Origin of the sequence: Jeotgalicoccus psychrophilus DSM 19085, from assembly GCF_000425845.1 — a bacterium.
Taxonomy (GTDB): domain Bacteria; phylum Bacillota; class Bacilli; order Staphylococcales; family Salinicoccaceae; genus Jeotgalicoccus; species Jeotgalicoccus psychrophilus.
On sequence record NZ_AUEF01000008.1, the window covers coordinates 23,932 to 37,336 of the forward strand.

Annotated in this window: 14 protein-coding genes; 3 read left to right on the forward strand and 11 right to left on the reverse strand. The window is 43.3% G+C overall.

Features of this window, described 5'->3' with window-relative positions; all coding sequences use genetic code 11:
- Positions 1 to 52: 52 nt before the first annotated feature.
- From H625_RS0103960 to H625_RS0103995, 8 genes are read right to left on the reverse strand one after another with little or no spacing between them, the layout of a single operon-like run.
- Positions 53 to 1,600 carry an ATP-binding cassette domain-containing protein gene (locus H625_RS0103960; RefSeq protein WP_026858764.1) on the reverse strand — a complete coding sequence of 516 codons (1,548 nt, stop codon included), beginning with the start codon at positions 1,598 to 1,600 and terminating at the stop codon, positions 53 to 55.
- Positions 1,597 to 3,162: an ATP-binding cassette domain-containing protein gene (locus tag H625_RS0103965; protein ID WP_026858765.1), complete on the reverse strand. Its 1,566-nt coding sequence runs from the start codon at positions 3,160 to 3,162 to the stop codon at positions 1,597 to 1,599. The genes H625_RS0103960 and H625_RS0103965 overlap by 4 nt, the downstream gene beginning before the upstream one ends.
- 57 nt (positions 3,163 to 3,219) lie before the next feature.
- Complete coding sequence (gene moaA / locus H625_RS0103970; protein ID WP_026858766.1) at positions 3,220 to 4,245, reverse strand: GTP 3',8-cyclase MoaA; 1,026 nt, start codon at positions 4,243 to 4,245, stop codon at positions 3,220 to 3,222.
- An 11-nt stretch (positions 4,246 to 4,256) separates the two neighbouring features.
- Positions 4,257 to 4,823, reverse strand: coding sequence for a molybdenum cofactor guanylyltransferase (gene mobA, locus H625_RS0103975; RefSeq protein WP_026858767.1), 567 nt, complete (start codon positions 4,821 to 4,823; stop codon positions 4,257 to 4,259).
- A gap of 1 nt (position 4,824) precedes the next feature.
- Positions 4,825 to 5,058 carry a MoaD/ThiS family protein gene (locus tag H625_RS0103980; protein ID WP_026858768.1) on the reverse strand — a complete coding sequence of 78 codons (234 nt, stop codon included), beginning with the start codon at positions 5,056 to 5,058 and terminating at the stop codon, positions 4,825 to 4,827.
- Positions 5,059 to 5,502 carry a molybdenum cofactor biosynthesis protein MoaE gene (locus H625_RS0103985; protein WP_026858769.1) on the reverse strand — a complete coding sequence of 148 codons (444 nt, stop codon included), beginning with the start codon at positions 5,500 to 5,502 and terminating at the stop codon, positions 5,059 to 5,061.
- Positions 5,489 to 5,959, reverse strand: coding sequence for a molybdopterin-guanine dinucleotide biosynthesis protein B (gene mobB, locus H625_RS0103990; RefSeq protein WP_026858770.1), 471 nt, complete (start codon positions 5,957 to 5,959; stop codon positions 5,489 to 5,491). The genes H625_RS0103985 and mobB overlap by 14 nt, the downstream gene beginning before the upstream one ends.
- Positions 5,960 to 7,219, reverse strand: coding sequence for a molybdopterin molybdotransferase MoeA (locus H625_RS0103995; protein ID WP_026858771.1), 1,260 nt, complete (start codon positions 7,217 to 7,219; stop codon positions 5,960 to 5,962).
- A 100-nt stretch (positions 7,220 to 7,319) separates the two neighbouring features.
- Here H625_RS0103995 and moaC point away from each other — a divergent pair, with 100 nt between their 5' ends.
- On the forward strand, positions 7,320 to 7,796 hold the full coding sequence (moaC, locus tag H625_RS0104000; RefSeq protein WP_026858772.1) for a cyclic pyranopterin monophosphate synthase MoaC: 477 nt from the start codon (positions 7,320 to 7,322) through the stop codon (positions 7,794 to 7,796).
- Positions 7,797 to 8,033: 237 nt separating this feature from the next.
- Here moaC and H625_RS0104005 read toward each other — a convergent pair whose 3' ends face one another.
- Positions 8,034 to 8,540: a MogA/MoaB family molybdenum cofactor biosynthesis protein gene (locus H625_RS0104005; RefSeq protein WP_026858773.1), complete on the reverse strand. Its 507-nt coding sequence runs from the start codon at positions 8,538 to 8,540 to the stop codon at positions 8,034 to 8,036.
- Between the two features lie 12 nt (positions 8,541 to 8,552).
- Complete coding sequence (locus H625_RS0104010) at positions 8,553 to 9,554, reverse strand: ThiF family adenylyltransferase (RefSeq protein WP_026858774.1); 1,002 nt, start codon at positions 9,552 to 9,554, stop codon at positions 8,553 to 8,555.
- A 205-nt stretch (positions 9,555 to 9,759) separates the two neighbouring features.
- Between H625_RS0104010 and H625_RS0104015 the strand changes: the two genes are divergently transcribed.
- Complete coding sequence (locus H625_RS0104015) at positions 9,760 to 10,452, forward strand: response regulator transcription factor (RefSeq protein ID WP_026858775.1); 693 nt, start codon at positions 9,760 to 9,762, stop codon at positions 10,450 to 10,452.
- Positions 10,453 to 12,228, forward strand: coding sequence for a two-component system histidine kinase PnpS (gene pnpS / locus H625_RS0104020; RefSeq protein ID WP_026858776.1), 1,776 nt, complete (start codon positions 10,453 to 10,455; stop codon positions 12,226 to 12,228).
- 389 nt (positions 12,229 to 12,617) lie between these two features.
- On the opposite strand, the gene H625_RS0104025 is transcribed toward pnpS, so the two are convergent.
- Positions 12,618 to 13,301 (reverse strand): hemerythrin domain-containing protein, encoded by a 684-nt coding sequence (locus tag H625_RS0104025; RefSeq protein ID WP_026858777.1) that lies wholly within the window; start codon positions 13,299 to 13,301, stop codon positions 12,618 to 12,620.
- Positions 13,302 to 13,405: the final 104 nt, after the last annotated feature.

Consider the following 13,405-nt stretch of genomic DNA (forward strand, 5'->3'; position numbering starts at 1 on the left):
ATATCATATAAAAATCCGTTCTCATAAGGATATATCCATTCTATAAACTTCTTTACAATGCATCTCTGTACCGTCGATATGCTTCTCTGACCGGTCCGTCGTGATCCAGCGCATCTTCGGTGCTGCTGCTCTCGATAATTGTGCCGCCTTCAAGGTAATGCACATAATCAAACCGGTCAAGATGACTGAGGTCGTGCGTTGCCGCAAGCACTGTATCTTTTTGGAATATTTCTTCCCATATCTTATCACGAAGCCGTGTGTTTAAACTGGCTGTCGGTTCATCCAGTATCCACGTATTTTTGTTTTCTATATACATGCGGATCAGATGCATCCGTTTCTTCTCACCAAGTGATAAATACTCCGTCGACGTAATATAATCATCCGCTTTGAAATGATCCAGCTCAAATTGTTCAAGCAGTTCATTAATCTGATTTTCTTCAGATTCAAAATGATTAAACATCGTAATATTTTCTTTTACCGTCGCGTTGTAAAAGTCCAAATGCTGCGGCATAATTCCCGCATCCGACTGCTTAATCAGCTGGTTGAGCAAAGTTGTTTTGCCCGAGCCGCTGCTGCCGATCAGTGCATGTTTCTCGCCCGGTTTAATATCTATATTAATACTGTTAAGTACATCGCGTTTCGTTGAAGGATAGCGGAAGGTCATGTTGGACAGTGACAGTGACTGGTGTTTATCTTCCTGCACTGACCCGCCTGGATTATTTACCGCTTCCACACGCGCTTTTACCGCTTTGTATTTACTCGCCGGTTTAATGACCGGTATTGTCAGTTCAAAGAAACTCATTAAAAGTAATATAATCATTGGAATTAACAGCGGATAATCCCCGCTGAACAGTACAATGATCAGGAGGATCATCCCGAGCTGAATCAGCAGGCTGACTGTATCAATGACTGCATCGAGTGACGCTTCTTTGTTTTCGTTCTTTGTAATTTTTTTATATGTTGCTTTAATGTTTTCGTTTACCTGTCTGTCTTCTTTTACAACGAACAGGTTCGTAAAGTCATGAATGTAATGATAGAGCTGTGTAAACAATGAATCCTCTACCTTATTTCTTTCATCGTACAGTTTCCCTGATATTCCGCTTATAACCAGCGGCATAATTAATAGTAAGATCAGTACTGATACGAGCAGAATCACGAGTAACATTGGGTCAATTAACAGTGACAGCACTGTCAATATAAGTGAGATAAATACCGCAACGACATACGGGTAAATAATCCGGATATAATAATCTTCAATATCGTCAAAGTAGCTCGTCAGCTTTTGAATGTAGCGCACGCTGTGCGTATCTTCAGTACTGTTTACCGACTGTTTGAAGTACGACGCTCTTAATCTGCCGATCATTTTAAAGGTCGCATCGTGGCTTAACAGACGCTCCATATACTTCGCAGCACCTTTTGTTAAACCGAACATTTTAATCATCGCAATGATTAAAATAATAAGAAAGAACGGCGGTTCAAAGAAACTTAAGCTGATCATATAACCACTCAGACCGAATATCGCTACACCAACGAGACCGCCGATAATACCGAGCACGATACTGTAGAAGATATGCATCTTTTCACCTTTTAAATACATCATACTGTGTCACCTCTTTGCAGTTCACCATTATTTAACACGTAGTGGCTGTCAGCAATCGACAGCAGCTGGCGGCGGTGAATCACTGCAATAATTGCTGATGTTTCTTTCAGCTCCGTTAAATACTTCATCACAAGCTGTTCTGTTTGGGCATCCAGGAACTCTGTCGGTTCATCCATAATAATAATTTCAGGTTTGGAGATTAATACACGCGCCATTTTCAAGCGGACAATTTCTCCGCCCGACAACGGAATATCGTGATTGACAATCGGCGTATAAATGCCCGCTTCCAGATTATCGATACTGTCAGTTAAATTTAACTTATGCAGTATTTCCATTACTTTCTCTTCTGAATGGCTGTTCCCCGAGACATAGTCATAAATTGTCGTATCCGAGAAATATACCTGATCAGAGACGTAGCCGATGTCAGTCGTCAGTACATCGAGCGTACCTGCTGCAGGTTCATGCAATCCAAGGAGTGTGCGGAGCAGTGTCGTTTTCCCTGCCCCGGATTCACCTGTAATTGCCGTCAGTCCGGTTTTACTGAAGTTGAAGTTTGTGTTTTTTAAGAGAATTTTATCGTCGTGACCGACTGTCAGATTCTCTGCCGTTGCAGCCCAGCTGTCAGTTTTACCTCTGTAAGAAGTATTCATTGCCGGCTGCTTAATAATCTCTTCTGCTCTTTCGTAACTGCCGAGGGCCAGTTTTCCGTTATGGAATTCAGTACCGAGTACTTTCAGTGCGTTGTAAAATTCCGGTGCTAAGAGCAGGACGAAAAATGCAGTATAGAATGAAATATTCTGGAATATTATAATACGCAGTGCCACTTCCAATGCTACAAGTCCGATACCTAATATCGTTATAAACTCGAGCATCATCGTCGACTGGAAGGCGTATTTTAAAATATGCATCGTTTCTTTCACAAAACCTTTGTTGTCACTCTCCAGTCTCTTAATGAGTGTTTCTTTTGAGTTCGTATTTTTTACCGTATCCTTACCGCGGATTAAGTTTAAAAACAACGTTCCGATATTGTCAAAACGCGTTGCCTGTTTGACCGACTCTTCCTGAGTCTGCAGCCCTACCAGCACATAGTACAGCGGAATGAACGGTGCGGTAAATAATAGTATCGCCCCGGCGTAAATATCGATAAAAAATAACGTTGCAATAATAAGCGTCACTTTAATCATCGTTTTAATAATCGTCGGCACAAAAGCTGTTTCATACGAGCGGTATTCTTCCAGATGCACGTGTAGCGCATTAATCATGCCTTCTGATTCCCGCTGTGTTTTCACATCGATACGGTCGAACAGCTGCCCAGCTTTATGTTCAATCGATTGATTCGCACGCGTACGCGTATACAAATTGTAGAATTTATCTGTCAGGATAAACAGTATGAAAAACATACTCATATACGTCAGGGACTGTGTAATATTTAGGCCGGTACCCATCACGATGCTTTCCAGTATACGGGACAGATGATGGCCGAATACTATATAGAAAACAACGCTGATTATCGCAAGCGAACTATATAGAACAGCTTGTTTTAAACTTAAGTTCAGTTTCAAATTCTCACCTTCTAGACACAAAAAACGTGAAGAGGCCCCTTCACGTTTTCTGTAAATTTATCCGCCGATGTAGCTCATGTTAATTTTCTTGCGTTTACGGCGCATTTCTTCTGTAATTTCAGTTCTGATTTCCGAATAACGGTCATCACGTTTATCCCATACACCCATTAATACTTCTGTCAGTTCCTCGTCTGAGATGCCGTCTCTCATCAATGTTTTAATATCGAAACCGTCAACTGCAAACAGACAGCCGTAGAACTTGCCGTCAGATGACAGTCTTGCTCTCGTACATGTCGAACAGAAGCTTTCCGAGACACTCGTAATAAATCCGAGATAAGAATCAGCAGCATCGTTATGCTTGTACACTTTAGCCACTTCACCGTAATATGACGGGTCTAACGGTTCCAGATCAAATTCTGTCTGCAGTGTTTCAAGTATTTCTTTTTTGCTGACAACCTTATCGAAGTTCCAGCCGTTGTCGTTGCCGACATCCATAAATTCAATGAAGCGCAATGTGACCGGCAGATTTTTAAAGTATCTCGCCATCGGCAGAATTTCCTGCTCGTTTAAGCCTTTTTGCACAACCATGTTAATTTTAATCTGGAAACCGAGTCCGATTGCATACTCAATCTGTTCCAGGATGCGTGACGTGCCGATGCCGCGGTCGTTAATTTTACCGAACAGTTCATCGTCCATTGCGTCAAGACTAATATTAATGCGTCTGAGTCCTGCATCATATAATTTCTGACCGTGTTTTTTAAGCAGCAGTCCGTTCGTTGTTAAACCAATATCTTCAATGCCCTCAATAACATTCAATCTTTCGATTAATTCATGAAGGTCTTTTCTCATCATCGGTTCTCCGCCTGTTAAGCGTAACTTCTTCACACCAAGACCTGCATAAATTCTTGCGAGTCTTTCAATCTCATCAAATGAAAGCAGCTGTTCGCGCTTTAAGAATTCAAAATCATCTCCGAAAATTTCTTTCGGCATGCAGTATCGGCATCTGAAGTTACATTTATCAGTGACCGAGATTCTTAAGTCCCGTATCGGACGGCCAAATTTATCTGTAACTACCTGAGCCATGTAATTCCTCCTTATTTAATATCAGTCTTTCGATTGATATTAACCAGCGTCGTACTATTGAGATTATAAGACTCGATGTTTAAATAATCGACATCGAGATTCTCGAAAAACGCCTTTAAACTTAACCGTTTCGTCTTCAGCTGACGTTCTAAAAGTTCAGCTAAAGTGTCATGCTGATAAACCCCGATGAGCGGATGCTCTCTGTCGTTATCAGCCGTAATTGTCGTCCTGCCTGTTTTCTCCGCTTCTTCTGCCAGTATATCCAGCCAGGCTGAATCAACATACGGCGTATCACAGGAAATCACCATCAGTGATTCTCCCGGATATTCACTCGCTGCACGGTACAGTCCGCCGAGCGGACCGTAATCCGCATACTCCGGATCGTCGACAATCACTTTATAATTATTAAAGCTTGTCTTTAGTTTATCATTTGTATTGATGACAATCCCGTCGATTGCTTGAACATTTTTCAACTTTTGTGCGACATGTTCGTACATCGGTTTGCCGTTTAAAATATAGAGTGACTTATCCTCACCGAAACGGCTCGATTTGCCGCCGGCTAAAATAACTCCAATCATATCAGCCCCCGCTTACCGGTGGAATTAATGCGACAATATCGTCCGATGTAACGACCTCGTCATCTTTGACAAACGCTTCATTTTTAGCAACCTGGAATACTTCGCCGTCCAGTTCAGGATAGTCGACAAAAATATGGTTCTTTAATTCACCGACAGTAATTGAGTCACCGACAAATAAATCGATAGTATCGCTGCCGATTTTTTCTTTTATACTTGCAAAAACTTTAATTTCCATTTAGTTTTCCTCCACACTCGGATGATATTTGCGGGAATCGCCAATCCATTCTTCGCCGTCTTCCCATATTTCTTTTTTCCAGATCGGCACGATTTCTTTTAACCGTTCCACTGCGTATTCATTCGCACGGTAGCTGTCTGTACGGTGCGGCGAGCTCGTCACAATCACGACTGCGATATCGGAAATTTCCAGCTTGCCGATACGGTGGCCGATTGCTGTAATGACACCAGGCCAGCGTTCAGCAATTTCATCGCCGATTTTAGCAAGCATTTTTTCTGCCATCGGAATATACGCTTCATATTCCAAATGGACTGTACGTGTGCCTTTTGTCCATTCACGGACATGTCCTGTAAATGTACAGACTGCACCCTGATGTTCATTTACAGTCAGTTTATGATATTTATTTATATCCAGTTCTTCAGATACGACTTCAAACATTTTCATTGCCAATATTGCTCCATTCTTTAAACCAATTCATTGCATTGTCCTTATCATAACGCATATCAAAGCGGTTTAACACATTCGTCAGACCGATTTCATTAATATCTGTATCGCCTGCTGTAAACGAATATGTGAGTATAATTTTTGAGTAGTTTTCATTTTTGTAGCCTTCAACGAGCACGAAATCCACACCTTCATTTTGAAAGCGCTGAAGTTGAACTGTCAGCGGTTTTTCCGGCTGCTCCAGCATCACTGAATGTCCCGGCATATTGAACGTCGTATAATCTGCGCCCGCTTCAAAAAATCTGCCGGTATCCGTGCTGTTTTCTACATCTTCCGTAATATGATGGTGCTTAATGATTGCCACAGTATAGCCGTATTGTTTCAATAACTGCACGAAATCGAGAATTAGTGTTGTTTTCCCGGTGTTTTTATAGCCTGCTATCTGTAATGTTTTCATTTACTCCACCCCGAAACTATCTGCACCTGTTGTAACATCGGTCATCATCACTTTGACAGTATCGCCTTTTTCAAATCCGCGCGTACCGCCCGGCAGAACGATGACACCGTTGCTTCGTGCAATCGATGTAACTGCGTTTGATTTATTAAAACCGGACGGACGTGCATAGATTTTCCCTTCTTTGAAAAACAGTTCCGCACGGATAAAGCGTGAAAACGGATTGGCTTTCGTATGATCTTCATCGAGTACCGCATCGATAATCGGCGCAAACGGCAATGCTGCTGACTGCATTAAATTCAGCGCAGGACGTGCAAACAATTCAAAACCTGAATAGCACGCTGACGGATTACCGCTTAAACCGAAGAGCAGTTTATCGCCTAATGTACTCACTGTCGTTACACTGCCCGGGCGCATTGCGACTTTGTTGAATAATACTTCTGCGCCGAGTGCATCATAGATTTTCGGCAGCAGGTCGTAATCTCCAACCGAGACGCCGCCTGTTGTAATAATGACATCGACTTCTTCGAGCATTGATTTAATACGCGTATAAAGCGTATCGAAATCATCTGTCTCGAGTTTGTAGTGTTTCCCTGCGATGCCCATACGCTGCAGCTGCCCCATTACCATCGGTGTGTTTGAGTTGCGGATTTTACCGCGTTCCAGTTCATCTTCAACTTCCAGCAATTCTGTTCCTGTAGATAACACACCGACTGACGGCTGCTTGAACACTTCAACTTCGCTGTAGCCGAAGGTTGCGAGCGTTGCGACAGTACCCGGATTAATCATCGTGCCTTTTTCGACAATGACGTCACCGACTTTACACTCCTCGCCTTTTTGCGCGATATTTTCATCCGCTTTAAACTCACGGCGGATCGTAAAGCCGTCATCAGTTTCTTTCGTCTGTTCGAACATTACTACCGTATCCGCTGACTCCGGAATTTCGGCACCTGTCATAATACGGAATGCTTCATTGTCTTTTAACACGTAATCACTCGAACTGCCGGCCGGCACTTCCTCGACAACTTTGAACGCAACTCTCGTTTCGCCTGAAGCGCCTTTTGAGTGTTTGGAGTTAATCGCAAAACCGTCCATTGCCGATTTAGTAAATAACGGTACATCCGACGTCGCTGTTAAATCTTTCGCCAGCACTCTGCTGTAACTATCCTTGTAGCTGACAGTTTCTGTACCAAGCTCCGTGACATGTTCCATCAGTTTAGCCACTGCATCGTTAACATGAAGCGGTGTTCTGTTTAAAGTCATCTTTATCATCCTCGCTGTATTTAAGTTATTTATCATTTTTTTCTTAATGTCTGATATAATTTGTTTACTTATACTTATTGTACTAAATGGGAGGGTCATTATGTCTAATTTTACGCATTTTAATGAAGAAGGCCGTGCTAAAATGGTCGATATTTCAGATAAAACGGTGACGAAGCGAAGTGCAACTGCACAGGCGCTCTTAGAAGTCCCGGAAAATATTTACCAGGGAATTACCGAAGGCACTGTTAAAAAAGGTGATGTTCTCGGTGTCGCTCAGGTCGCTGGCATTATGGCGGCAAAAAATACACATCAAATCATTCCGATGTGCCATCCGCTGTCCTTGTCCGGTGTCGATGTATCGTTCCGCTGGGAAACAGAAGGCGCCTACATACTGGTTATTGAAGCAACAGTAAAAACGACCGGCAAAACCGGTGTTGAAATGGAAGCACTGACGGCAGCAAGCGCCGTTGCACTCACTGTCTACGACATGTGCAAAGCTTTAGATAAAGGCATGATTATTAAAGAAACGAAACTCCTTGAAAAGTCAGGCGGTAAATCCGGCGACTACAAGGCTTAAATATGATTGAATCCGTCTGCTTATTAATATAGGCAGGCGGATTTTTTAGGATGGGTAAAGCGATGGGACGCTTGCCTGAGGCGATTAGCAGGTTGTGTCCCAATGTGAGACGCTCGTTGGGACGATTAGTCGTACTTGTCCCAATGTGAGGCGCTCGTTGGGTCGATTAATCGTATTTGTCCCAATGTGAGGCGCTCGTTGGGTCGATTAATCGTATTTGTCCCAATGTGAGGCGCTCTAGTTCTCTTTATTCAGTTCAAACACTAAGTGATTTAATTCCGGCATCACGAGTTTTTCCATGCCCAGTTTCACTGCACCGCTTGAACCGGGGAGGGAAATAATCAGCTGATGGTCATGCGTGCCCGCTGCTGCGCGTGACAGTAAACTGCGTGATCCGATGTCTTCTGTGTAGCTCAGCATACGGAAGAGTTCACCGAAGCCTTCGATTTCCTTATCGAACAGCGGCGTGACCGCTTCAATCGTTACGTCGCGTCTGGCGATGCCCGTGCCGCCTGTCGTTATGACCGCATCCACACCCGCTTCAAGGTGTTTTTTCACTGCGTTTTGAATCGTTTCAATCTCGTCTTTCACGACTTCATAATGTTCATCCGGTACAAAAGCGTTAACTGTTTCTATATAGTCAATGACGAGCTTACCGCCCTTATCCGTCGTTTTATTACGCGTGTCACTGACTGTCAGCACCGCTACTTTAATATCTCTGTCAATTCTGTCCACAATACTCATTCGTATCCGCTCCTAGCCAAATAGTTGGTTGACGATGGTTCGTGCTTTATTTAAATTCTCAACGTTATGCAACAGCATTCTGCCATTTGAAAAACTGACGATACGTGTATCCCCGTAATTAAATTCGATAAAATACGGCGTCTTTTTAAATGCAATATCTGCCTGTTCCAGTGTCTCGGTCACGATATTTTCAGTCAGGCGTTCGTCGATGACCTGAATCATATCCCGGCCGCAGAATTTCATCGCACTGGATTCGGTTCTGTTAATTTCTGGGTAGTCCTTAGTCTGGCACGTCGGACATGTACTGTCCGTCATATTGCCGAAATCGAACTTCATATAGTCCATATCCCAGACGTTGCCGATATGCATATGGTACGGCGCTGTAAATTGTTCCGTCAGTATTTTAAGTGCTGTCGTCACCTGGTTGCTGACGGCCATATGGACTGCCGGCGAGATAATACCTGCGGTATCGCACGTCAATGTCGTCGTCGGCAGAACCGGCGTTAAGCATCTGAAGCATGGTGTTTCACCTGGTACAAAAGCTGCACTTGAGTACGAGCCTTCGACACATGCCGCGTAAATCCACGGAATCTTATATTTAAAAGCCGCGTCGTTTATCAGCATACGTGTATCGAAGTTATCCGTACCGTCTAACAGGAGGTCCGCATTCTTAGCGACGGACTCAATTAGCCCCGCATCGCAGTGTGCGACGTGCACTTCGATATCGATGCTGCTGTTGATTTTCGATAATTTATCGTAGGCGGCAACAGCTTTCGGTTTTTTAAGTTCCGCATCTTCTTCGTTATATAATGTCTGGCGCTGCAAATTAGTCAGCTCGACATAATCGCGGTCGATTAAAATCAGTTTGCCGACGCCTGCTCTCGCGAGCATTTCAGACGATAAAGACCCGAGCGCTCCGAGGCCGACAATAACTGCCGTTTTTTCTCCGAGTAGCCCCTGCCCCCGCTCGCCGATATTTGAATAAAGCAACTGTCTTGAATATCTGTTATCCATTATTTTCACTCATTAATATATTAAATTTAAGTAAATCATTCTCCTCTGATTTTATCACAGACACCACCTGAAATCATTTTATTGATTTACAATATATGGGCATTCAGACGTATTGTTAAGAAGGTGTAAAGTTCGTCTGTAAATTGTATGAATTGTGCTAAAATATAGTTGTTATAAGATTAAGAAATTTACGGAGGGCATATAGATGAAAAAGCTGCTAGTTGTGGATGATGAACCATCAATTTTAACATTACTGAAATTCAACCTGGAACAGAGCGGTTTTGAAGTACTGACTGCTGAGAATGGCAATGATGCACTTGATATCGCAACAACAGAAGACCTGACGTTAATCGTCCTCGATCTCATGCTTCCGGGCATGGACGGCATGGATGTCTGCAAAACACTCAGACAGGAAAAAATTAATACCCCTATATTAATGCTGACAGCAAAAGACGATGAGTTCGATAAAATTCTCGGTCTTGAACTGGGGGCCGATGACTATATGACAAAACCCTTCAGTCCAAGAGAAGTGGTAGCGCGCGTTAAAGCAATTCTGCGCCGCACAAACCTCGTTGCCGCTGAAGTTAAAGATGAAGTGATTAAAATCGGGGAACTGGAAATTCATCCGGATAAATATATGGTGATGTTTAAAGGCGAACAGCTCGTCTTAACACCGAAAGAATTCGAACTTCTTCTCTATCTTGCAAATCACCGCGGTAAAGTACTCAGCCGTGATCAGCTCTTAAACGGCGTATGGGATTTCCATTACGACGGCGATACGCGCATTGTTGACGTGCATATCAGTCACCTGCGTGAAAAAATCGAAGCGGACACGAAACAGCCGGTTTATATACGGACGATTCGCGGCTTCGGCTATAAGATGGAAGGACAGGATTAAATGCAGAGACTGTGGCTGAAAATCACAGGATCGTATTTAATATTATCGATAACATTTGTACTGGTGCTGTGGTTTTTTATCAGCTCAATCATTCAAAATACATATACAGATATGACAAAAGACCATCTGATTGAAAACGCCCAGCTGATTTCTGAAGTTATTACGCTCGGCGGACTTGATGAAGACCGTGAAACGCTCGATGAATGGACGAGTCATTTTAATGAAGAGATTACGCTCCGTTATACGATTATTGCGAGAGATGGGACTGTGATTGCCGATTCTGAAAGTGATATTGAATCGATGGATAATCATCTTAACCGGCCGGAGATTGATGCGGTACTCGTGAAAAATCAAGAGCTCGGCGAGTCGGTCCGCCTGAGTGATACGCGGGATATGTCGATGATGTACGTGGCGATTCCCGTCGAAGCTGACGGCGAGCTTATCGGTGCAGTGAGAACTTCTGTGTCGACCCAGTCGATAGATAACGCCATCAGCGCTATCTGGACTACACTGAGTGCGATACTGTTCATCATTTTACTCGTTTCCGTTATATCGGCGGCGCTGTTAAGCTACAATATTACGAAGCCGATTAACAGAGTGATTAATGTCACAAAAAGGCTGCAGAATAAAGATTACAGTGCGCGAATTAATGCAGACTATTCCGGTGAAATCGGTAATTTAAATACATCCGTTAATGCGCTCGCTGCAAGTCTGCAGGCGCATGTTAATGAAATAGAAGAAAGCGAAAAGCAGTTAAACAGTATTCTGTCGAACCTCGTGAGCGGCGTTGTGCTGATTGACGATAAAGGTAAAGTCGACCTTACGAATCATGCGACAGAACGCTTTTTATCGAAACACACTTCAAAAATTGACGGCAAGGAATACACATACGTATTCGGACCCCTCGGTATCGATCATTTAATCGAAACTGTTATTGAAGACAATGTGAAGCGGCACGACGAGGCGCATATTTACTTCCCGGAAGAACGTATTCTTGACGTGCATATTGCGCCGTACTACAGTCAGGGCTGGCAGCAGCGCGGGGCGATTATCGTGCTGCATGACATTACTGATATTAGGCGCTTAGAGAAAATGCGCAGTGAATTCGTTGCGAACGTGTCGCACGAGCTGAAGACACCGATTACTTCGGTGAAAGGCTTTGCTGAAACCTTGCTGAGCGGCGATGTACCAGATGAAACGACAGCCAAGCAGTTTATGCAGATTATTTACGATGAAAGCGAGCGCTTAAACCGGTTAATTACGGATCTGCTCGAGCTGTCGAAAATTGAAAAGCAAGCAATGCCGCTGAATATTACCGAAGTCAACTTGAATGAAATTATTGGCAACTCCACGCAGACGATTTCTAAATTTGCACGCGATAAAAATATTACGCTGCATCTGCCGAGTGATGAAAACCCAATCTATGTTGAAGCAGATGAAGATCGGCTTGGGCAGATTGTGCTGAACCTGGTCGCAAACGCCGTCAACTATACTTCGGACAACGGCGATATTTATATCGACGCTGAAGAACGCTCATCGAAAGTTGTGCTGACGGTGCGCGATACCGGAATGGGCATTCCGGAAGAAGCCCTCGACCGACTGTTTGAACGATTCTACCGGGTCGACAAAGCACGGAGCCGCCACTCAGGCGGAACGGGACTGGGCCTCGCCATTGTTAAACACTTAGTCGAATCCCACGAGGGTAAGATATACGTAAAAAGTGTGGAAGGTGTTGGCTCCACGTTTACAGTCGAACTGCCGAAAACGCAGGGATAATATAGTTAGATTAGGCCGGGTGCAGAAAATGCGCCCGTTTTTTTGTTGTTGCGGATGGGGGTCAGCTGTTCTCCTCTGCTCGTGAGACGATGTTGCAGGCAGAGGAGATCGCTGCTGTGCATTATGGACTTCACAATGACGAGATAAACCTCCTACCCCGTCATTGTCAAAGTCACAGTGACGAGATAAACCTCCTACCCCGTCATTGTCCAAACTACAGTGACGAGATAAACCTCCTACCCCGTCATTGTCAAAGTCACAATGACGGGATAAACCCGCTACTCCGTCATTGTCAAAGCTACAGTGACCCGTCAGTCTGAAAATCAATATATTTCTCCCCTAAAAACAACAAAAACCCGCTCACATGAGCGGGTTTTCCGATTTACATCCTACCTGAACGGGGTAAACAGCAGGTTGTTTTCCAGATGCAGGAGAGTCATTATATTATCTTCGTTTTCTTCCAGTTTCTTCATTACAAAGACGTTTAATGGTTCGTTGCTGTCGACCGGCGTATAGCCGTTTGTCAGCGAGCGAATCTGCTTGAACCAGTGGACGATGTTTTTGTGTTCATCCAGCAGTCTTGTAATGTGCGGTTTCAATGCTTCATATGCCGCGTCGCTGTTTTCTTCGTAGTACGTCAGCAGAAGCGGATACACGTCTGACTGTTCCGTTTCAATATGAACCGTCATTTCCCGGTAAATATTATAGAAGAGTTCGGCTACTTTATCGTATTCAACTTCTTCTTTTTTATATTTCTTACTAAGTTTTTCAACGTAATCATTTAATACCGGCAGTTCATCCAGCAGATCTTCGTAATATTTACGTTCGATATATTTAATAATACTCGTCTGATCCATATAAGAAATATCGATGCCTTCGATACGTTCCTTCGACTGCTCATTCAGTTCATAAATAATGTTTTCAAGATTAAAGCTGCCTTCTTCATGCGATTCTTTTAAAGTCTTTTCACCGTGATTCACAAAATCAATATCGATTTCGCGGAATACGCCTGCCGAAGATGGCACTTTAAATAAAATATCTTTTAATTTCATCGTTTCATTTATATTTGACATGTTGAATCCTCCTCGTCTATTCTTTATATTCATACCATTATTTGAAAATTTTTAAACCTTGATACCGTTTAATTCTTTATTGCCCAGGGTATTGTATAATTAAT

What these genes read in the sequence shown, in the direction of transcription:
- H625_RS0103960 (WP_026858764.1), bottom strand. Translation starts at nt 1,600, where the DNA reads ATGATGTATTTAAAAGGTGAAAAGATGCATATCTTCTACAGTATCGTG.
- moaA (WP_026858766.1), bottom strand. Translation starts at nt 4,245, where the DNA reads ATGGCTCAGGTAGTTACAGATAAATTTGGCCGTCCGATACGGGACTTA.
- mobA (WP_026858767.1), bottom strand. Translation starts at nt 4,823, where the DNA reads ATGATTGGAGTTATTTTAGCCGGCGGCAAATCGAGCCGTTTCGGTGAG.
- H625_RS0103980 (WP_026858768.1), bottom strand. Translation starts at nt 5,058, where the DNA reads ATGGAAATTAAAGTTTTTGCAAGTATAAAAGAAAAAATCGGCAGCGAT.
- H625_RS0103985 (WP_026858769.1), bottom strand. Translation starts at nt 5,502, where the DNA reads ATGAAAATGTTTGAAGTCGTATCTGAAGAACTGGATATAAATAAATAT.
- mobB (WP_026858770.1), bottom strand. Translation starts at nt 5,959, where the DNA reads ATGAAAACATTACAGATAGCAGGCTATAAAAACACCGGGAAAACAACA.
- H625_RS0103995 (WP_026858771.1), bottom strand. Translation starts at nt 7,219, where the DNA reads ATGACTTTAAACAGAACACCGCTTCATGTTAACGATGCAGTGGCTAAA.
- moaC (WP_026858772.1), top strand. Translation starts at nt 7,320, where the DNA reads ATGTCTAATTTTACGCATTTTAATGAAGAAGGCCGTGCTAAAATGGTC.
- H625_RS0104005 (WP_026858773.1), bottom strand. Translation starts at nt 8,540, where the DNA reads ATGAGTATTGTGGACAGAATTGACAGAGATATTAAAGTAGCGGTGCTG.
- H625_RS0104010 (WP_026858774.1), bottom strand. Translation starts at nt 9,554, where the DNA reads ATGGATAACAGATATTCAAGACAGTTGCTTTATTCAAATATCGGCGAG.
- H625_RS0104015 (WP_026858775.1), top strand. Translation starts at nt 9,760, where the DNA reads ATGAAAAAGCTGCTAGTTGTGGATGATGAACCATCAATTTTAACATTA.
- pnpS (WP_026858776.1), top strand. Translation starts at nt 10,453, where the DNA reads ATGCAGAGACTGTGGCTGAAAATCACAGGATCGTATTTAATATTATCG.
- H625_RS0104025 (WP_026858777.1), bottom strand. Translation starts at nt 13,301, where the DNA reads ATGTCAAATATAAATGAAACGATGAAATTAAAAGATATTTTATTTAAA.